15 protein-coding genes are annotated in these 20,063 nt (G+C 71.6%); 12 read left to right on the top strand and 3 right to left on the bottom strand.

Going from position 1 to position 20,063, the window contains the following annotated elements:
- From sucD to EDF21_RS09940, 7 genes are all read left to right on the top strand, one after another.
- Positions 1–888, top strand: coding sequence for a succinate--CoA ligase subunit alpha (sucD, locus tag EDF21_RS09970; protein ID WP_056043398.1), 888 nt, complete (start codon positions 1–3; stop codon positions 886–888).
- 177 nt (positions 889–1,065) lie between these two features.
- The gene (locus tag EDF21_RS09965; protein ID WP_233568454.1) at positions 1,066–2,439 is read left to right on the top strand and encodes a DUF6350 family protein; all 1,374 of its coding nucleotides are present in this window, start codon (positions 1,066–1,068) and stop codon (positions 2,437–2,439) included.
- Between the two features lie 69 nt (positions 2,440–2,508).
- Positions 2,509–3,102: a phosphoribosylglycinamide formyltransferase gene (purN, locus tag EDF21_RS09960; protein ID WP_054147430.1), complete on the top strand. Its 594-nt coding sequence runs from the start codon at positions 2,509–2,511 to the stop codon at positions 3,100–3,102.
- Positions 3,099–4,763 carry a bifunctional phosphoribosylaminoimidazolecarboxamide formyltransferase/IMP cyclohydrolase gene (gene purH, locus EDF21_RS09955; RefSeq protein WP_123571248.1) on the top strand — a complete coding sequence of 555 codons (1,665 nt, stop codon included), beginning with the start codon at positions 3,099–3,101 and terminating at the stop codon, positions 4,761–4,763. Before purN ends, purH begins: the two co-directional genes overlap by 4 nt.
- A 429-nt stretch (positions 4,764–5,192) precedes the next feature.
- On the top strand, positions 5,193–7,028 hold the full coding sequence (locus EDF21_RS09950) for an ABC transporter ATP-binding protein (protein WP_123571247.1): 1,836 nt from the start codon (positions 5,193–5,195) through the stop codon (positions 7,026–7,028).
- Complete coding sequence (locus EDF21_RS09945) at positions 7,025–8,950, top strand: ABC transporter ATP-binding protein (protein ID WP_082460047.1); 1,926 nt, start codon at positions 7,025–7,027, stop codon at positions 8,948–8,950. The genes EDF21_RS09950 and EDF21_RS09945 overlap by 4 nt, the downstream gene beginning before the upstream one ends.
- Before the next feature lie 57 nt (positions 8,951–9,007).
- Positions 9,008–9,796: a GNAT family N-acetyltransferase gene (locus EDF21_RS09940; RefSeq protein WP_123571473.1), complete on the top strand. Its 789-nt coding sequence runs from the start codon at positions 9,008–9,010 to the stop codon at positions 9,794–9,796.
- A gap of 118 nt (positions 9,797–9,914) precedes the next feature.
- Here EDF21_RS09940 and EDF21_RS09935 read toward each other — a convergent pair whose 3' ends face one another.
- Both EDF21_RS09935 and EDF21_RS09930 read right to left on the bottom strand, forming a co-directional pair.
- The gene (locus EDF21_RS09935; protein ID WP_123571246.1) at positions 9,915–10,289 is read right to left on the bottom strand and encodes an MGMT family protein; all 375 of its coding nucleotides are present in this window, start codon (positions 10,287–10,289) and stop codon (positions 9,915–9,917) included.
- A gap of 25 nt (positions 10,290–10,314) precedes the next feature.
- Complete coding sequence (locus tag EDF21_RS09930) at positions 10,315–10,785, bottom strand: N-acetyltransferase (RefSeq protein WP_043594266.1); 471 nt, start codon at positions 10,783–10,785, stop codon at positions 10,315–10,317.
- Between the two features lie 99 nt (positions 10,786–10,884).
- On the opposite strand from EDF21_RS09930, the gene EDF21_RS09925 reads away from it, so the two are divergent.
- The 5 genes from EDF21_RS09925 (at position 10,885) to EDF21_RS09905 (ending at position 18,763) form a co-directional block, all read left to right on the top strand.
- Positions 10,885–12,159 carry an ROK family transcriptional regulator gene (locus tag EDF21_RS09925; RefSeq protein ID WP_123571245.1) on the top strand — a complete coding sequence of 425 codons (1,275 nt, stop codon included), beginning with the start codon at positions 10,885–10,887 and terminating at the stop codon, positions 12,157–12,159.
- Positions 12,160–12,375: 216 nt separating this feature from the next.
- A complete protein-coding gene (locus tag EDF21_RS09920) occupies positions 12,376–13,764 on the top strand; it encodes an extracellular solute-binding protein (RefSeq protein ID WP_056043385.1) in 1,389 nt (462 codons plus the stop codon).
- Positions 13,765–13,768: 4 nt separating this feature from the next.
- The gene (locus tag EDF21_RS09915; RefSeq protein ID WP_123571244.1) at positions 13,769–14,755 is read left to right on the top strand and encodes a carbohydrate ABC transporter permease; all 987 of its coding nucleotides are present in this window, start codon (positions 13,769–13,771) and stop codon (positions 14,753–14,755) included.
- A gap of 2 nt (positions 14,756–14,757) precedes the next feature.
- Positions 14,758–15,594, top strand: a complete 837-nt coding sequence (locus EDF21_RS09910; RefSeq protein ID WP_043594260.1) for a carbohydrate ABC transporter permease — start codon at positions 14,758–14,760, stop codon at positions 15,592–15,594.
- A 94-nt stretch (positions 15,595–15,688) separates the two neighbouring features.
- The gene (locus EDF21_RS09905; protein WP_123571243.1) at positions 15,689–18,763 is read left to right on the top strand and encodes a glycoside hydrolase family 38 C-terminal domain-containing protein; all 3,075 of its coding nucleotides are present in this window, start codon (positions 15,689–15,691) and stop codon (positions 18,761–18,763) included.
- A 143-nt stretch (positions 18,764–18,906) separates the two neighbouring features.
- Here EDF21_RS09905 and EDF21_RS09900 read toward each other — a convergent pair whose 3' ends face one another.
- Positions 18,907–19,833: an ROK family protein gene (locus EDF21_RS09900; RefSeq protein WP_123571472.1), complete on the bottom strand. Its 927-nt coding sequence runs from the start codon at positions 19,831–19,833 to the stop codon at positions 18,907–18,909.
- Between the last annotated feature and the right edge of the window lie 230 nt (positions 19,834–20,063).

The following is a 20,063-nucleotide window of genomic DNA, read 5'->3' as shown; positions in this document are numbered from 1 at the left end:
ATGTCGATCTTCCTCAACAAGGACAGCAAGGTCATCGTCCAGGGCATCACCGGCGGCGAGGGCACCAAGCACACCGCACTCATGCTCAAGGCGGGCACGAAGGTCGTGGGTGGCGTCAACGCCCGCAAGGCCGGCACGACCGTCACCCACGGTGACGTCGAGCTCCCCGTCTTCGGCACCGTGACCGAGGCCGTCGCCGAGACCGGCGCGGACGTCTCGATCGTCTTCGTGCCGCCGGCGTTCGCCAAGGACGCCGTCGTCGAGGCCATCGAGGCCGAGGTGCCGCTCGTCGTCGTCATCACCGAGGGCATCCCGGTGCAGGACAGCGCCGAGTTCTGGGCGCTCGCCAAGGCCAAGGGCGGAACGACCCGCATCATCGGCCCGAACTGCCCCGGCATCATCACGCCCGGCGAGTCGCTGGTGGGCATCACGCCCGCCTCGATCTCGGGCTCGGGGCCCATCGGCCTGGTCTCGAAGTCGGGCACCCTGACCTACCAGATGATGTTCGAGCTGCGCGACCTCGGCTTCTCGACCGCCATCGGCATCGGTGGCGACCCGGTCATCGGCACGACGCACATCGACGCCCTCGAGGCGTTCGAGGCCGACCCCGACACCAAGGCGATCGTCATGATCGGCGAGATCGGCGGCGACGCCGAAGAGCGTGCCGCCGACTACATCAAGGCACACGTCACCAAACCCGTCGTCGGCTACGTCGCGGGCTTCACCGCCCCCGAGGGCAAGACGATGGGTCACGCCGGTGCGATCGTGTCCGGCTCGGCCGGCACCGCCCAGGCGAAGAAAGAGGCGCTCGAAGCCGCTGGCGTCAAGGTCGGCAAGACGCCGAGCGAGACCGCGGCGCTGCTCCGCGAGGTCTACGCCTCCCTGTAGGGGCCGACCCGCGCCTCCTCGACGGGCGTGTTCGTCACGGCTGGTCGTCCTCGGACGCCGGCCACGACGGACACGCCCGTCGTCGTGCGGGCGGGCCGTCGGGTGCGGAGCGGCGTCGTCGTCGCGGGCGGCGGGGCAGCAGGCCGGCCCCGGTCGGCACCGGTACAGTCGCTCGCGATGAACCGCCCAGTCACCGCTCTCTTCTCCGCGCTCGAAGCCCTGCTCGTCGTGGCCATCGGCGTCGGCATCCCCCTCGTCGTGCTGACCTCGCTCTGGGCGTTCCAGTACGGCCTGCAGATCGACTGGGTCGTCTTCTGGCGCGCAGCCGTCGATTCGTGGCTCGTCGGGCACGGCGCCGACCTGACCGTCCAGCTCAGCGCCGACGCGGCCGCGGCGACCGGCATCCCCGGGGCGGACGCCCCCATCGTCATCTCGCTGGCCGCGCTCGGCTTCGCCCTGCTCACGGTGCTGATGGGCATCCGCGCCGGCCGCGCCGCGGCCGAGACCGCGCACCGCCTGACGGGCGTGCTCGTGACCATCGGCACCTTCGCCCTGCTGTCCCTCGCCCTGGCGGCCTCCGCGCAGCACGAGCTCGCACGCCCGTCGTTGTGGCAGGGCACGCTCCTGCCCGCGCTCGTGTACGCCGTGCCCGTCGTGGCCATGGCGGAGGTCACGCGCCGGCGTCGGGGTGAGGCCGCCGACCCCGTGACCGGTGCCGTGATCGGCCTCCTGTCGCGACTGCCCCGACAGGTGACCGGCATCGCGGCCGCCGGACTGCGGCTCGGGACCGTGGCCGCATCCGCCGTCCTGGCCGTGTCGGCCCTGATCGTCTCGGTGCTGATCGTGACGAACTACGCCCAGATCATCACCCTGTACGAAGGCGCGCACGGTGGGTTCCTCGGAGGGCTCGCGTTGACGCTCGGTCAACTCGCCCTGCTCCCCGACGTCGTCGTGTGGGCGGCGTCGTGGCTGGTCGGCCCCGGCTTCGCCATCGGCACCGGGTCGTCGATCTCGCCCCTGGGCACCGCCGTCGGCCCGATGCCCGCGATCCCCTTCCTCGGCGCGCTGCCCACCGCCGACCTGACGTTCGGTTTCGTCGGGCTGCTGGTCCCGGTCGTCGCCGCGTACGTCTGCGCGACCCTCCTGAGGCCGCGGCTGCAACGGATGCTCGCCGGGTACGGGGTCGACGACCTGGTCCGTCGCATCGTCGTCGCGGTCGTCGGCGGGGTCGTCGGGGGAGCGCTGCTCGGCCTGCTCGCCTGGGCGGCCTCCGGCTCGGCCGGGCCCGGACGCCTGACCGACGTCGGACCCGACCCGCTGCTGGTCGGCGGGTTCGCGGCGCTCGAGTTCGCCGTCGCCGGCGTGCTCGCGATGGTCGTGACGCCACCGAGGTTCGCGGGTGATCGAGCCGAGACGACGCCGGACGGCTCCGGTGCGAAGTGGCACGACGACCCGGTCGTCGACGACACCACGCCGACGGGCCCTGTGCCCGTGACCACCCTGCGGCGCGACGGCGACGACACCGAGCGCATCGAGGGCATCACGCGCTGACGCCGTCGTCCGACGGACCGCCGACCGCCCCCCCCCCGGTGCGCGTGCCCGGGCCGCTAGGCTTGCCGGGTGCTGAAGCTCGTGGTGCTCATCTCCGGTGGCGGCTCGAACCTCCGGGCTCTGCTCGAGGCCGCGAGCGACGCCGAGTACCCCGCCCGGGTGGTCGCCGTCGGCGCCGACCGCGAGGCCGACGGCTTCGAGCACGCCGAGCACTTCGGGGTGCCGACCTTCTCGGTCGCCTTCTCGAACTTCGCCGACCGTGCCGCCTGGGGTGACGAGCTGTTGGCCCAGATCGAGCAGTGGCAGCCCGACCTCGTGGTGCTCAGCGGTTTCATGCGGCTCGTGCCGCCACGGGTCGTCGCCGCCCTCGCGCCGAACCTCATCAACACGCACCCCGCCTACCTGCCCGAGTTCCCCGGCGCGCACGGCGTGCGCGACGCGCTCGCGGCGGGCGTCGAGCAGACGGGCGCGAGCGTCATCGTCGTCGACGAGGGCGTCGACAGCGGCCCGATCCTCGCCCAGCGTCGCATCCCCGTCCTGCCCGGCGACGACGAGTCGTCGCTGCACGACCGCATCAAGGTCGTCGAGCGCGAACTGCTCGTCCAGACCGTGCTCGACATCGCCAACGGAACGACCACACTCGAACAGGAGCCCACCGCATGAGCGGCCACGCCATCGACCCCAGCCTCTACCGCGACCGTGACGCCGTGACCGTGCGTCGTGCCCTGATCAGCGTCAGCGACAAGACCGGCCTGCTCGACCTGGCCGCCGCCCTCTCGGCCTCCGGCGTCGAGATCGTGTCGACCGGCTCGACGGCCCAGACCATCCGCGACGCCGGCCACGCCGTCACCGAGGTCAGCAGCGTCACCGGGTTCCCCGAGTCGCTGGACGGCCGCGTCAAGACGCTGCACCCCGCGGTGCACGCCGGCATCCTCGCCGACCTGCGGCTCGAGTCGCACGAGGCGCAGCTGGCCGAACTCGACATCGCCGCGTTCGAGCTCGTCGTCGTCAACCTCTACCCGTTCGTCGAGACCGTCGCCTCGGGTGCCGACGTGCCGACCGTCATCGAGAACGTCGACATCGGGGGCCCCGCGATGGTCCGGGCCGCCGCGAAGAACCACGCCAACGTCGCGATCGTCGTCTCGCCGACGAACTACCCGCAGATCGAGAAGGCGCTCACGCTGGGGGGCACGACCCTGGCCCAGCGTCAGCGCCTGGCCGGCGAGGCCTTCGCCCACACGGCCGCGTACGACACGGCAGTCGCGGCGTACTTCGCCGCACACGTGGGTGTGCGCGCCGAGGCCGACGCGTCCGCCGCGGCGACCGGCGCCTCCTCGTCCGTCGTCGACGAGCAAGAGGCGCGGGCCGGCTTCGAGCCCACGGTCACCGTCTCGGCCGAGCTGCAGGACACCCTCCGCTACGGCGAGAACTCCCACCAGGCCGCCGCGATCTACGCGACGCCCGGGGCGCACGGCATCGCGCAGGCGACGCAGCTGCACGGCAAGGCGATGTCGTACAACAACTACGTCGACGCGGACGCGGCCCTGCGCGCTGCCTACGACTTCGACGAGCCCGCCGTCGCGATCATCAAGCACGCGAACCCGTGCGGCATCGCCGTGGCCTCGCCCGACGCCGTCGACGCCATCGCCGACGCGCACCAGCGGGCGCACGCGTGCGACCCCGTCTCCGCGTTCGGCGGCGTCATCGCGGCCAACCGCCCGGTGACCCGCGCCATGGCCGAGACCGTCGCGGACATCTTCACCGAGGTCGTCATCGCCCCGGCGTTCGACCCCGAGGCCGTCGAGATCCTCAGCGCGAAGAAGAACATCCGCCTGCTGACCCTGCCCACCGACTTCACCCGCGAGGCGCGCGAGGTCAAGCAGATCTCGGGTGGTCTGCTCGTCCAGGACGCCGACCGGTTCGACGATTTCACGTCCGACGGCTGGACCCTCGTCGCCGGCGACGAGGCCGACGCCTCGACGAGAGCCGACCTCGAATTCGCCTGGAAGGCCTCGCGCGCCGTCAAGTCGAACGCGATCCTGCTCGCCTCGGGCGGCGCGTCCGTCGGGGTGGGCATGGGCCAGGTCAACCGCGTCGACTCGTGCCACCTCGCGGTCGACCGCGCCGGTGCGCGTGCCGCCGGGTCGGTCGCGGCGTCCGACGCGTTCTTCCCCTTCGCCGACGGCCTGCAGGTGCTGCTCGACGCCGGCGTGGCCGCGGTCGTCCAGCCCGGCGGGTCGATCCGCGACGACGAGGTCGTGGCCGCGGCGAAGGCCGCCGGCGTGACCATGTACTTCACGGGCGAGCGCCACTTCTTCCACTAGGTCGCCGTCGGCCGGGGCCCCGGAGGCGCGCGTCGCGTCGTCCACGATTCCGAACCGTTCCGTCTTGCGGCGGAGTCGACGGCACGCATATCCTGTAAGGCTGCTCACAGCCGGTCGGACACGACCGCACGGACGGATGACGACACTCAGGAGGACTTGATGACGACGACGACACTGACCACGGTGGGCACGGCCACCGACGGTGCTCGCGTGGGTCGCGCCTCCTCGGCGTCTCCGAGCCCGGCGCCGATCGTCTAGACGAGACGGTCCGCCGCCCACCGGCACCCCTCCGACACACCGCCCGCCGACGTCTCCGGGCGCGATCGCGGGACCGCGCGTCCTCCCCGGACGGTCGCCGCACCACCTTCTCCACCACGGGTCACCGCTCCGTTCGGTCGCCCGTGCCAGATCACGACACTTGGATCACCCATGTCTCAGAAGTCCTCGTCCGCACGCCCGCCCGACCCGGCGAAGCGCCCCTCGACGGTGCAGTCGCTCGTGCGGCTCCACCCCTACGTCAAGCCGGCCCTGCCCCGCATCGTGCTGGGCATGGTCGCGGCCCTGCTCGCCGCCGTCGTCGCCCTGCTGATCCCCCTCGTCCTGCAACTGCTCGTCGACGGCCCCCTGTCGAGCGGTGACCGATCGCAGGTCTGGCCCGCGTTCGCCGTCGTGCTGGGCCTCGGAGTGGCCGAGGCGATCCTCATCGGTGCCCGCCGTCGCCTGGTGCTCACACCGAGCACACACGTCGAGGCGACCATGCGCAACGCCCTCTACGCCAAGCTGCAAGACCTGCCGGTGGCGTTCCACGACCGTTGGCAGAGCGGTCAGCTGCTCAGCCGGTCGGTCAGCGACCTGAGCCTCATCCGCCGCTGGCTCGCGTTCGGTGTCGTCCTGCTCGTCGTCAACGTGCTCACGATCGTCGTCGGCTTCGTCGTCCTGTTCTCGTACAGCTGGGTGCTCGGCCTCGTCTTCCTCGTGGCGTCGCTGCCCGTCTTCTTCGTCAGCTTCGCGTTCGAGAAGCGCTACTCGGTCGTCGCCCGCCGCAGCCAGGATCAGGTCGGTGACCTGGCGACCAGCGTCGAGGAGAGCGTCCACGGCATCCGCGTGCTCAAGGCCTTCGGTCGCGGCAAGCACTCGCTGCGCGAGTTCGCCAAGCAGGCCGAGGACCTCTGCGGGACCGAGATCGAGAAGGCGAAGGCCATCTCGAAGCTGTGGCTCTGGCTGCTGCTCGTCCCCGACGTCGCCTTCGCGCTCTGTCTGCTCGGCGGCGTCTGGTTGGCCGCCGACGGCCAGCTGACCGTCGGCCAGCTCTTCGCCTTCTTCGCGACGGCGACCGTGCTGCGCTGGCCGGTCGAGTCGATCGGCTTCCTCCTCTCGATGACCTTCGACACCCGCACGGCCGTCGACCGCTACTTCGAGGTGATGGACAGCGAGAACACGGTGACCGACCCCGAGGACCCGGCGACGATCGCCGAACCCCACGGTCGACTCGAGTTCAAGGGCACGCACTTCCGCTACCAGGACTCGCCGGCCCAGTTCTCCGACCTCGTCAACGGGGTCGACCTCGTCGTCGAGCCCGGCGAGACGATGGCCCTCGTCGGTCTCACCGGTTCGGGCAAGACGACGCTCCTGTCGCTCGTGTCCCGGCTCTACGACGTCACCGGCGGGCAGGTCCTGATCGACGGTGTCGACGTCCGCGACCTCAGCCGTGAAGAGCTCCGCCGTCACATCGGCATGGCGTTCGAGGACGCGACGCTGTTCAGTGCGTCCGTCCGTGACAACGTCCTGCTCGGTCGCCCCGACCTCGCCGACGACGCCGACGAGGCCGACCGGGTGATGCGCGAGGCACTCGAGATCGCGCAGGCCGACTTCGTCGAGCGGCTGCCCGAGGGCGTCGACACCCGCGTGGGTGAAGAGGGCCTCAGCCTGTCCGGCGGCCAGCGTCAGCGCCTCGCGCTGGCACGCGCCATCGCTGCGCGCCCGGCCGTGCTGGTGCTCGACGACCCGTTGTCGGCCCTCGACGTCGACACCGAGGCGCGGGTCGAGGCCGGTCTGCGACGCGTGCTCGCGTCCACGACCTCCCTGATCGTCGCGCACCGGCCGTCGACGGTCACCCTGGCCGACCGGGTCGCGCTGCTCCAGAACGGCACGGTCACCGCGGTGGGCCGGCACTCCGACCTCATCGCGAGCAACGAGCACTACCGCTACGTCATCTCGTCGCTCGACGACGACTCCACCACCACCCGAGAGGAGGTGCTCGCATGACCGACACGACACTCGAGGACGACCGTCCCGATCGTCCGGCGGTCGCCGACGGCCCCGTCGAGCGCGAGGCGTTGGACGGCCGCACGCCGGCCGAGAAGCGCGCCGAGCAGGGTTCGACGACGCAGGGCGTCCGCGGCGAGGAGCGCGAGAACTTCACCAAGGACGAAAGCAAGAGGCTCCGCCGTCGGTCGCTGCGCCTCCTCGGCTCGCTCGTGCACCCGCTGCGCTGGCGACTCGCGTTGATGGGCGTCGTCGTCGTGATCAGCACGGCCTCGCAGGTCGCGGGGCCGGCCCTGATCGCGATCGGCATCGACACCGCCCTGCCGGCCCTGATGGACGACCAGGACTGGGCACCGGCGATCCTCGTCGTGGTCGCCTACCTGGTGACCGGCGTGATCGGTGCGGTGCTGATGGCGCAGTACACGGTGCTGTCGGCGCGCATCAGCCAGGCGATCCTGTTCGACCTGCGCAAGCGGCTGTTCCTGCACACGCAGCGGCTCAGCCTCGAGTTCCACGAGACGTACACGTCGGGCCGCATCATCTCGCGCCAGACGAGCGACCTGGACTCGATCCGCGAGCTGCTCGACTCGGGCATCAACCAGCTCGTGTCGGGCCTGCTGTACATGGTCTTCACCGCCGTCGCCCTGGTCGCGCTCGACCCGCAGAGCGGCCTCGTCCTCGCCGTCGCCCTCGTGCCGCTCGTGGCGTTGACCCGGTGGTTCCAGGTGCGCTCGCAGAAGCTGTTCCGGGCGACGCGCGTCACGAGCGCCCGCGTCATCGTGCACTTCGTCGAGACGATGACGGGCATGCGTGCCGTGCAGGCCTTCCGCAAGGAGGCGCGCAACGAGAAGGAGTACGCCGGTCACGTCGAGGACTACCGGCAGGCCAACTCGAAGGTGTTCACGTTGTTCGGCACCTTCGACCCGGGCCTGGTGCTCATCGGCAACGCGACCCTTGCGGCGGTCGTGCTGTTCGGCGGCTTCCGGGTGATCGACGGCTCGCTCGAGATCGGTGCCCTGCTGGCGGTGGCGCTCTACGCGAAGCGGTTCTTCGACCCGGCCGAAGAGATGGCCATGTTCTACAACGGCTACCAGTCGGCGTCCGCCGCGCTCGAGAAGATCTCGGGCGTGCTCGAGGAGCAGCCGAGCGTGCCCGACCCGACGCGCCCGGTCGACCTGTGGGACGCCAAGGGGCAGGTGCACTTCGACGACGTCGAGTTCGCCTACAACGCCGACACGGTCGTGCTGCCCGGCTTCGACCTCCATGTGCCGGCGGGGCAGACCATCGCCCTCGTCGGGTCGACGGGGGCCGGCAAGTCGACGTTGGCGAAGCTCATCTCGCGCTTCTACGACCCGACGCGCGGTGCCGTGACGCTCGACGGCGTCGACCTGCGCGACCTGCACCCGAAGGACCTCCGCCGCGCCATCGTCATGGTGACGCAGGAGGCGTACCTCTTCTCGGGTTCGGTGGCCGACAACATCTCGCTCGGCAAGCCCGACGCGACGCGCGACGAGATCGTGCGGGCGGCGAAGGCGGTCGGGGCGCACGAGTTCATCGAGGCCCTGCCCGACGGGTACGACACCGACGTGAACAAGCGCGGCGGCCGGGTGTCGGCCGGGCAACGCCAGTTGCTGTCGTTCGCCCGGGCGTTCATCGCGAACCCGAGCGTGCTGATCCTCGACGAGGCGACCGCGTCGCTCGACATCCCGTCCGAGCGCATGGTGCAAGAGGCCCTGCAGACGCTGCTCGCCGACCGCACCGCGGTCATCATCGCGCACCGCCTGTCGACGGTCGCGATCGCCGACCGGGTGCTCGTGATGGAGCACGGCAAGATCGTCGAGGACGGCACCCCCGACGACCTGATCGCGGGCACCGGCCGCTTCGCGCAGCTCCACGCCGCGTGGCGCGACTCGCTCGTGTGAGGCGGGGCCCGGACGGCGGGCCCCGCCTGCCGTCCGGGCTCGGCTAGCGTGGCCTCGATGACCGACGCGACGAGCTACCTGCAGGCCTACGACGAGCAACTCCGCACCGACGCCGAGACGCCGAGCGCGATCGCGGTCACCCGCCACGGTCCGTTGCGGCTCGTCACCTTCGCCGGTGGTCGCGGGTTCGTCACCTACCGCGACCTCGGCGACGCGGACGCCGACGCGGTCCGCGCGCTGGTGGTGGCCGCCGTCGAGCACTTCGACGCCGACGACGAGATCACCCGGGTCGAGTGGAAGACCCGCGGGCACGACCGTGCCCCCGGGCTCCACGACGCGCTCGTGGCCTCGGGCTTCGAAGCCGGCGAGCCCGAGTCGATCATGATCGGGCCGCTCGCCGCGCTCGCGGACCTCGGCGAGGTGCCCGAGGGCGTGACGGTGCGTCGGGTAACCACCGAGGCGGACGTGCGGGCGATGAGTGCGATGGTCGACGAGGCGTTCGGCGAGGCGGTCGACGCGCGGATGGCCGACGCGCTGCTGTCCCGGTTGGGCCGTGGCGACGGCATGGAGCTCTGGGTCGCCGAGGTCGACGGCCGGATGGTCAGCGGAGGCCGGCTCGAACCCGTCCCCGGCACGGACTTCGTCGGCATCTGGGGCGGCGCCACGCTCGAGGCGTACCGCCACCGGGGCATCTACCGGGCGTTGACCGCGGCGCGCGCGCGTTCCGCCCTCGCGCAGGGCAAGACCCTCGTGCACAGCGACTCGACCGACGACTCGCGTCCGATCCTCGAGCGGTCGGGTCTGGTCGCCGTGTCGACGACGACCCCCTACGACCGGACGCGCTGAGGCGACCCGGGCGACGGCGGGCGGCGCCGGGGGAGGCGGGCGGCCGTGGACGACCGTCGTCGTCGAACTCGCCCGTTCCGGCCACGAGCCGTCGGCCCGGCCCTGAGTCTCGGCCCGGTCAGGGGCGGTGGGAGGCGCGCTCCAGATCGACGCGGAAGGTGCCCGACCGGCTCCACAGCAGAGGCGTGCCCTCGACCCGGTACTGCTCGAGGGCGCGCTGCTCGTGGTCGCGCGGGGCGTGGCCCGAGGCGCGGATCACCCGCCACCAGGGCAGGTCGGCCCCGGCGTAGGCCATCACCTGGCCGACGGCACGGGAGGCCCGCGACCCGAGGGCGGCGGCGACCGACCCGTAGGTCATCACATGGCCCGGCGGGATCGACTCGACGACGGCGACGACCTGCGAGACGAAGTCGTCGGGGGCGGGCGCGGGGCCGGGGTCGGGGCCGGGGTGCGGCGCGGGCTCGCCGCCGCGGGCGGAGGCGCCCGGGGTCACGACGTCGACCTCACGCGGTGCCGGCTCAGACCTGCGACGACGCCAGGGTCAGGCCCGCGACGTGCTCGCCGTAGGGCGTCTCGCCGATGACCTCGAAGCCGATGTGGTGGAAGAAGTCCTCGGGCCCGTCGTCACCCGGCTCGTAGATGACGGTGACCCGGTCGAAGCCGCGGCTGCGGGCCTCGTCGGCGAGGGCGTGCACGGCGAACCGGCCGATGCCCCGACCCTGGGCGTCGGCCTCGACGTTGATGCGCCAGATGCAGCTGCGCAGCGCCTCGTCGTCGGCCTCGGCGTCGAAGTTGCCCATGATGAAGCCGACCACCGTGTCGTCGTCGTCGACCACGACGCGGGGCCAGGCGGTGGTCGGGTTGACGTACGCCTCGGCGATCGAGTGCGAGACGGGGGCGACGAACTGCTCTTGCCCCGGCTTGAGGGTGAGGTTGTTGGCCGCGACGACGGTGGCGGCGGACAGTTCTTCGAGGCGCAGTCCAGACATGCGTTCAGGGTAACGGGGCGTCCCGACGGGCACCACCGTCGGGCGGATGACCGGCGGTGGTGCGCGCGCGACCCCCCGACGTCGTGGATGATGACGAGAATGAACCGCGGGACGAACCTGCCGGCGATCGGCGGCTACAATCGGTCGGTCGTGCTCGACGCCATCCGGCGGGAGAGCGCGGGCCTCAGCCGGACCGAGATCGCCGGGCGCACCGGACTCAGTCCCCAGGCCGTGACGAACGTCTCGCGCAGATTGATCGAGGCGGGGCTCATCCGCGAGAGCGGCACCGTCATCAGCGGTCCCGGCAAGCCCCGCACCATGCTGCAGCTCGAGTCCCGCGGGCGCTTCGCCGTGGGCGTGCACATCGACCCCGCCGTGCTGACGTTCGTCCTGCTCGACCTCGTCGGCACGGTCGTCGCCCACGCCCGAGAGTTGACGCCCTCCGCCAGCGAACCCGACGAGGTGGTGGCCCTCATGGCACGGGCCATCGACGGACTGGTCGTCACGAGCGGCGTCGACCGCGACCTGCTGCTGGGGGTCGGCATCGCCTCGCCCGGCCCGGTCGACATCGGGCCCGGCCTCGTGCTCGACCCCCCGATGATGCCCCTCTGGCGGCACGTGCCGTTGCGTCGGGCGCTCAGCGAGGCGACCGGTCTGCCGGTGCTGCTCGAGAAGGACGTCACGGCCTGCGCGGTCGCCGAGCTCTGGCTCAGCGACGGAGGCGCGGGTGAGCGCAGCGACTTCGCCTTCGTCTACTACGGCACCGGTTACGGCACCGGGCTCGTGCTCGGCGGCGACGTGCTGCGCGGGGCCAGCGCGAACGCGGGGGACTCGGGGCACGTGATGGTCGACGACCACGGCCACCGATGCACCTGCGGGCGCATCGGCTGCGTCGGGGAGCTCATCACGCCGCACGCCCTCGTGCGGGTAGCCGCGGCCACGGGAGTGCTGCTCGAGGGGGACGTCTCGGACGAGGCGCTCGCCGAGGCGGCTCGCAGCGGGGACGACGTCGACATGCGCCGCATCGACGAGGCGTTCGGCGCCCTGGTCGGCAAGGCCGACCTGGGAGACGCCGGCGCCCTCGGGGTGCTGCACGGCGCGGGCCGACACCTCGCGCGCGCCCTCGTGACCATCGTCAACCTGCTCGACCTCGACGAGGTCGTCTTCGGCGGCCCGTTCTGGGCGCCGCTGTCGCGGCACGTCCTCGCGGTGCTGCCGGCCGCGCTCCGCGACGACCCGGCGCTGATCCCGAAGCACCCGATCCGGCTCGTCGAGTCGTCGATCGGCATCGACGTCGCGGCCGTCGGAGCCGCCTGCCTCGTGCTCGACCAGACGTTCTCGCCGCGACCCTCCGCCCTGCTGATCCGCGCCTGACGGGGCCGACCCGCGCCTCCTCGGGTCCCGACCCGCGCCTCCTGCGGTCGTGACCCGCGCCTCGCGGGGGCCCGACCCGCGCCTCCTCGGCTCGGGCGCCGTTACCGGACCGATGCGGGCCGACGTCTTGACACGAGTTACTCCATACGATGTAGTAATCGCATCGCGGTCGGGCAGAGCAGCCCGGCGCCGACGCGACTGGAGCAAAGGAGCACCATGTCACGCACGTTCACCTCGGTCCGGGGGCGCAAGCGCGCACTGGCCGTCGCCGCCGCAGCGGTCGCCACGGCCCTGCTGGCCTCGGGTTGCTCGGGGGGCGCCGGCAGCGGCGACTCCGACACCATCAAGGTCGCGTACCAGAAGTTCGGGACGTTCACGCAGATGGACGCCCACATGAAGGAGACCGCGAAGACCTTCGAGGCGGCCAACCCCGGCATGAAGGTCGAGTTCGTGCCCATCGCGGCGCAGAACGACGACTACTTCACCAAACTCGCGCTGATGAACCGGTCGGCGGCCACCGCGCCCGACGTCATGTACGAGGACACCTTCAAGGTCAAGAGCGACGCAGCCGCCGGCTACCTGCTGCCGCTCGACGAGTACACCGACGCGTGGGAGGACTGGGACGCGTTCTACGACAACGCCAAGGAGGCCGGCGTCGGCGAGGACGGCAAGACCTACGGCATCCCGATGGGCACCGACACCCGGGCGCTCTGGTACAACAAGGACCTCTTCGCGCAGGCCGGCCTGCCCGTGCCGTGGGAGCCGAAGACCTGGCAGGACGTGCTCGACGCGGCCGAGACGGTCAAGGCGAAGGTGCCCGACGTGGTCCCGCTCAACGTGTACTCGGGCAAGCCGCAGGGCGAGGGCGCGACCATGCAGGGCTTCGAGATGCTGCTGTACGGCACGCCGACCGGCACCCTGTACGACGACGAGACCGGCAAGTGGCTCACCGACTCGCAGGGCTTCGTCGACTCGCTCGGCTTCATCGAGGACGTCTACCAGGGCGGCATCGGACCGAAACCCGAGGAGGCGCTGGACACCAACATCGCCACCATCGTCGGTGGGGAATGGCTCCCGCAGGGCAAGCTCGCCATCGCCCTCGACGGCTCGTGGATGAGCGGCACCTGGCTCGAGACCGGGACCAACCCGTGGCCCGAGTGGAACGACGTGATGGGCCAGGCGCCCATGCCCACCCAGGACGGTGCGAAGCCGGGTGCGACGAGCATGTCGGGCGGCTGGACGCTGGCCGTCGGCTCGAAGACCAAGAACCCCGACAAGGCGTTCGAGTTCATCGCCGACGCCCTCGACAAGGACGGTTCGCAGAGCTACGACATCGCCGCCAGCCAGATCGCGGTGCGCAGCGACGTCGCCGAGGACCCCGAGTACGTCGGTAGCAACCCGACCTTCGAGTTCTTCTCGTCGATCGTGCCGGTGACGCACTTCCGTCCGGCGACCACCGACTACAGCCGCATCTCGAACGAGATCACCGTCGCGATGGAGGCCGTCATGACGGGCCAGCAGAGCCCCGAGGAGGCGGCCGCCGCCTTCGACGACCAGCTGGTCGGCATCGTCGGTGAGGACCAGACGCAGAAGGCGGGGGACTAGCCACATGGCGACCATCGCCCCCACCCCGGTCGGCCGTGAGGGCGGCCGACCGGGGGCCTCCGGGCCCGGCCCCGGGCCCCACGGCGAGAAGCCGGGTCGCCGGGCGGGGGCCTCGAAGGCGCGCGCCCTGCGCACCGGCGCCCGCACCCTGCCGCTCGTCCCGGCCTTCGTCCTGCTGGCCCTGTTCCTGTTGGGGCCCGTCATCTCGAGCTTCTACGGCTCGTTCACCGACGCCTCGCTGACCGGCTACGCCGCCGGCGGCTCGGAGTTCATCGGGTTCCGCAACTACACCGAGCTGTTCGCCGACCCGGACTTCCCGAAGTCGGTGCTGCTGACGCTCGCCTTCGTCTTCTTCTCGGCCGTGGTGGGCCAGAACGTCGTCGGCCTGGGGCTCGCGCTACTGATGCGGAACGGCCACAAGGTCGTGCGCTCGATCGTCGGCACGTTCGTCATCGCCGCGTGGGTGCTGCCCGAGATCGTCGCCGCCTTCGCGGCGTACGCGTTCTTCAACGACGCGGGCACGCTCAACACGGTCCTGTCGTGGTTCGGCATCACGGGCGCCAACTGGCTCTACGCGATGCCGATGCTCTCGGTGATCCTCGCCAACGTCTGGCGCGGTGCCGCGTTCTCGATGCTCGTCTACTCGGCGGCGGTGCAGGAGGTGCCCCCCGAGATCACCGAGTCGGCGGAGGTCGACGGCGCCACCGGTTGGCAACGCCTGGTCTTCATCACGCTGCCGGTCATCCGACGCAGCATCTCGACCAACCTCATGCTGACCACGTTGCAGACGCTCTCGGTCTTCACCCTGATCTACGTGATGACGGGCGGCGGACCCGGCGTGAACAGCACGACCCTGCCGATCCTGGCCTACCAAGAGGCCTTCCAGTTCTCGCAGCTCGGCTTCGGGACCGCCATCGCCACGATCATGCTGCTGGTCGGCGCGGTCTTCTCGATCATCTACATCAGGGCCCTCAAACCGGAGGTCGACTGACCATGGCCATGACCTCACCCAGCGGCCGCAGCATGAAGGCCGTCTCGAACGCCGTGCTGATCGTCATCGCGATCTGCTTCGCCGTCCCGCTCGCCTGGCTGCTGCTGGCATCGTTCGACCCGTCGGCCACGCTGTCGGCGAAGGTGCCGTCACAGTTCACGCTCGACAACTTCACCGCCGTGCTGACGCCCGAGATCTCGTTCGTCCCGCTCGCCAACAGCCTCATCGTGTCGGGCGGCTGCGCCCTGGTGACCGTCGTCGTGGCGATCCTCGCGGCGTACCCGCTCTCGCGGTACCGGATGCGCATCAACAAGCCGTTCCTCTACGGCATCCTCTTCGGCACCGGCCTGCCCATCACCGCGATGATGGTGCCCGTCTACAGCCTGTTCGTCTCGCTCAACCTGATCGACTCGATCGGCGGCACGGTGTTCTTCCTGGCCGCGACCAGCCTGCCGATGGCGATCTGGATGGCGAAGAACTTCATGGACTCGGTGCCGATCTCGCTCGAGGAGGCCGCGTGGACCGACGGGGCCTCGATGTTCTCGACCCTGACGCGCATCGTGGTGCCGCTCATGCGGCCGGGCATCGCCGTGGTGTTCATCTTCGTGTTCATCCAGGCGTGGGGGAACTTCTTCGTGCCGTTCGTGCTGCTGCTCAGCCCCGACAAGCAGCCGGCGGCCGTGAGCATCTTCAACTTCTTCGGGCAGTACGGCTCGGTGGCGTACGGCCAGCTGGCGGCGTTCTCGATCGTCTACTCGGTACCCGTCATCGCGTTGTACGTCCTCGTCTCGCGGACCCTCGGCGGCTCGAACGCGCTGGCCGGCGCCGTGAAGGGGTGAGGCGCCTCCCCACCAGTGCCCCCGCCGCCCTCCCGGTCCACAGAACGACCCGCCCCACCGTGCGCCCCGGCGCGCCCGTCAGGAGACTGATCCCATGCACGACAACACCGTCCTCGTCGAGGCCCGCATCGACCGCTTCGTCCGCGACCGCATCACCCCGGCGGTCTACCGTCGGGCCGTCCCGCTGACGATCACGGCCTGGGAGGCGCCGGGTGAGCCGGTCCCCTTCGCCGAGGCCGTCTCGCAGACGTTCGAGCCGTTCGCCGTCGGTTCGCCGTGGAGCAGGCCGTGGGGCACGACGTGGTTCCACGTCACGGGGACGGTCCCCGACGACCTCGGCACCGACCCGGCGACCGCCCTCGAACTCGTCGTCGACCTGGGCTTCAGCATCAGGCAGCCCGGGTTCCAGGCCGAGGGCCTCGTCTGGCGACCCGACGGCACGATCGTCAAGGCCATCGAGCCGTACAACGGCTACGTGCCCCTGACGGCGATCGGCGCGGGCGTCACCCCGGGCAGCACGATCGACGTCTACGTCGAGGCCGCGTCGAACCCCGACATCGGTGGCGACGACTTCCACGGCGAGACACCGCTCGGCGACCCCGAGACCGCGGGCGACGCCCCGATCTACGCCCTGCGCAGCATCGTGCTGGCCGAACGCGACGAGGTGGTCGCCGAACTCGACCGCGACGTCTGGACCCTCGTCGGGCTGATGCGCACCCTCGAGCTCACGTCACCTCGACGGCACGAGATCCTGCGGGCGCTCGACCGGATGTGCGACGTCGTCGACCACGCGGACGTCGCGGGGACCGCGGCAGCCGGGCGTGCCGCGCTCGCCGACGTGCTCGCGGCACCGGCGAACGCGAGCGCGCACCGGGTCGTCGCGACCGGCCACGCGCACATCGACTCGGCCTGGCTCTGGCCCGTCCGCGAGACCCAGCGCAAGGTCGCCCGCACCTTCTCGAACGTCGTCGCCCTGATGGACGACGACCCCGACTTCGTGTTCGCCGCCTCGAGCGCGCAGCAGTACGCCTGGTTGAAGGAGCGCTACCCCGAGCTCTACGCGCGGGTGCGCGAGAAGGTCGCCGAGGGGCGGTTCGTGCCGGTCGGCGGCATGTGGGTCGAGTCCGACACGAACATGCCCGGCGGCGAGGCCCTCGCCCGGCAGTTCGTCGCGGGCAAGGGGTTCTTCCTCCGGGAGTTCGGCATCGACAACGACGAGGTGTGGCTGCCCGACTCATTCGGCTACACCGGGGCGATGCCTCAGATCGCCCGAGCGGCCGGCGCCAGCTCGTTCTTCACGCAGAAGGAGTCCTGGAACGAGACGAACCGCATGCCGCACCACACCTTCCTGTGGGAGGGCATCGACGGCAGTCGCGTGTTCACGCACTTCCCGCCCGTCGACACGTACAACTCCGACCTCTCGCCGGCCGAGCTCGCCCACGCCGAGAGCGGCTACGCCGAGAAGGGGTTCTCGAACGTCTCGATCGTCCCGTTCGGCTGGGGTGACGGCGGCGGCGGCCCGACCCGCGAGATGATGGCGGCCGCGCGCCGGGCCGGCGACCTCGAGGGCTCGCCCCGCGTGACCGTCGGCACCCCCGCCTCCTTCTTCGCGCAGGCACGGGCCGAGCTGGCCGACCCGGCCGTGTGGTCGGGCGAGATGTACCTCGAGTTCCACCGCGGCACGTACACGTCGCAGGCTCGCACCAAGCAGGGCAACCGTCGCAGCGAACACCTGCTGCGCGAGGCCGAGCTGTGGAGCGCCACGGCGACCGCACGCGGCCTGCTCGACTACCCCTACGACGAGCTCGAAGAGATCTGGCACGTCGTGCTGCTCCAGCAGTTCCACGACATCCTGCCCGGGTCGTCGATCGCGTGGGTGCACCACGAGGCCGAGCGGCACTACGCGCGGGTCGCCGAGCAGCTCGAGGCGATCATCGGCTCGGCCCAGCGGGCGCTGGCGGGGACGGGGTCGGCGACGACCACGTTCAACGCCGGGCCGGTCCCGTCGGCCGGGGTCGACGCCGCGGCCGGGTCGGCCGCGGGACGGGCCCAGGAGGCGGGGGTCGGGTCGGTGGCACCGGTCACCTCCGACGGCGGCTGGGTGCTCGACAACGGGTTGGTGCGTGCGGTGTTCGACGGTGACGGCCTGGTCGCCTCGCTCGTCGACGCCACGTCGGGACGCGACCTCGTCGCCCCGGGGGCCCGGCTCGGGCTGCTGCAGCTCTTCCGCGACACCCCCAACCAGTGGGACGCCTGGGACGTCGACCAGGCCTACAAGAACGTCCGCACCGACCTGGTCGAGGCCGAGTCGGTCGTCGTCGACGGCGGGGCGCTCGTCGTGACCCGCCGCGTCGGCGACTCGACCATCGTGCAGCGCTGGTGGCTCGACGACGGCGAGGGCGAACTGCACGTGCAGACCGAGGTCGACTGGCACGAGCGGCAGAAGCTGCTCAAGCTGGCGTTCCCGCTCGACGTGCACGCCGACCGGGCGGCCTCCGAGGTGCAGTTCGGTCACGTGCAGCGCCCGACCCACCAGAACACGTCGTGGGACTTCGCCCGGTTCGAGACGGTCGCGCACCGCTGGGTGCACGTCGCCGAGCCCGGCTTCGGCGTGGCCGTGGCGAACGACGCCACCTACGGCCACGACATCACGCGGAGCACCCGCGACACGGCCGAGGGCGGCGACGGCGGCACGACGACGCTCGTGCGCCAGTCGCTGCTGCGGGCACCGACGTTCCCCGACCCGCACGCCGACCAGGGGCGGCACGTGCTGCGTTCGTCCGTGCGGGTCGCGCCCGACGTGCTCGACGCCGCGACCGCGGGCTACCGCATGAACCTGCCCGTCCGACGGGTCGAGGGGTCGTCGGGCGCCGCGGTCGCTCCGCTGGTGTCGTCGTCGTCGCCGGCCGTGCTGGTCGAGGCGGTCAAGCTGGCCGAGGATCGGTCGGGCGACCTGATCGTGCGGCTCTACGAGGCTCGCGGTGCTCGGGCGGCCACCACCGTCACGGTCGACGCCGACAGCGGGTTCGGCGAGGCGTGGCGCACCGACCTCATCGAGCGCGAGCTGGCGTCGGGCACGGCCGGGGCCGGTCGGTGGGCGTCGGGCTCCGCGGTCGAGTTGACGCTGCGCCCGTTCGAGATCGTGACGCTGCGGGTGGCCCGGGCGTAGCGCCGCACCGGCGGACACCGCACCGCGAGATGGTCACAGCACCAGGTTTTCTCCTGGTGCTGTGACCATCTCGTGGCGGTGTGGCGGTGTGGCGGTGTGGCGGTGTGGCGACGTGGCGACGTGGGGGCAGGCCGTGGTGGCGGTCAGAGGGCGGCGGCGACGGCCGTCGCGGGTCCGCGGGCGCCGATCGTCGCGGCACCGACGGCCGCCACGGGGAACCCCGGCGGCAGCAGCTCGATGCGCGACGACAGCTCGAGCGAGGCGAGGAAGGGCGACCCCGCCGCCCACCGGTCGAGCACCCCGGCGACGTCGTCGAGCAGGGGGCGACCCAGGTTGCTGAGCCCGCCGCCGATCACGACGGAGTCCACGTCGGTCGTCAGGACGAGGAGGCGCACCGCGGCCGCCACCCCCGCCGCGAGGTCGGCACGCACGCGGACGGCCTCGGGGTCGCCGGCGTCGGCCGCCGCGAACAGCGCCACGGCCGGGTACGCCCCCTCCGTCGGCCAGTGACGGGACACCGCGGCACCGGCCGCGACGGTCTCGAGGCAACCGCGCTGCCCGCAGGGGCAGAGCTCGCCCCCGGGGTCGACGGGGACGTGACCGATCTCGCCCGAGACGCCCCGCGAGCCGCGCCAGAGTTCGCCGTCGACGACGAGGCCGGCAGCGAGGCCGGTGCCGAGGTTGAGGTAGCCGACGGACCCCGACAGCGACATGGCGAGGTACGCGCCGAGCGCGGCCGCGTTGACGTCGTTCTCGACCCGGACCGGGACCCGGAGCCGGGCGCTCAGCGTCGGCCCCACGGCGACGTCGTCGAAGCCGATGTTCACGGCGTGCCGCACGCGACCCGTCGTGCCGTCGACGAGGCCGGGGATGCCGACGCCGACCGACTCGAAGGCCTCGACGGTGACGCCGGAGCGGCCCGCCAACGAGGCGACCGCCGTGGCCGCGTTCGTCAGCACGGCATCGGGGCCGAACCCCGTGGGCAGGCGGAGGCGATGGACGGGGGCTCCGGACCCGTCGACGACGACCGCGTCGATCTTGGTGCCGCCGATGTCGAGGCCGACCCTCACGGCCACTCCGTCGACCCGGCTGCGGACGGTCCCGCCGGCGCACCGCCGACGGCGCCGTGAGGCGCGGCGACGGACACGGTGGCGAGCGTGGACATGTTTGTTAGTAAAGCTTACGAACCTGGTCGCGGCAAGGGGTCGCGGCCCGTGGGTCGCCGTGTTTCGGGTGTTGACCGCCGGTGTTTCGTGTGCGTAAACTCGCCGCCACGCACCTTGACACGTGTTTGTAAGGC

The sequence above is a fragment of the Frigoribacterium sp. PhB118 genome (assembly GCF_003751725.1).
GTDB lineage: Bacteria > Actinomycetota > Actinomycetes > Actinomycetales > Microbacteriaceae > Frigoribacterium.
The sequence above is the reverse complement of the archived record's forward strand: the minus strand, read 5'-3'. Positions and strand labels throughout refer to the sequence as shown.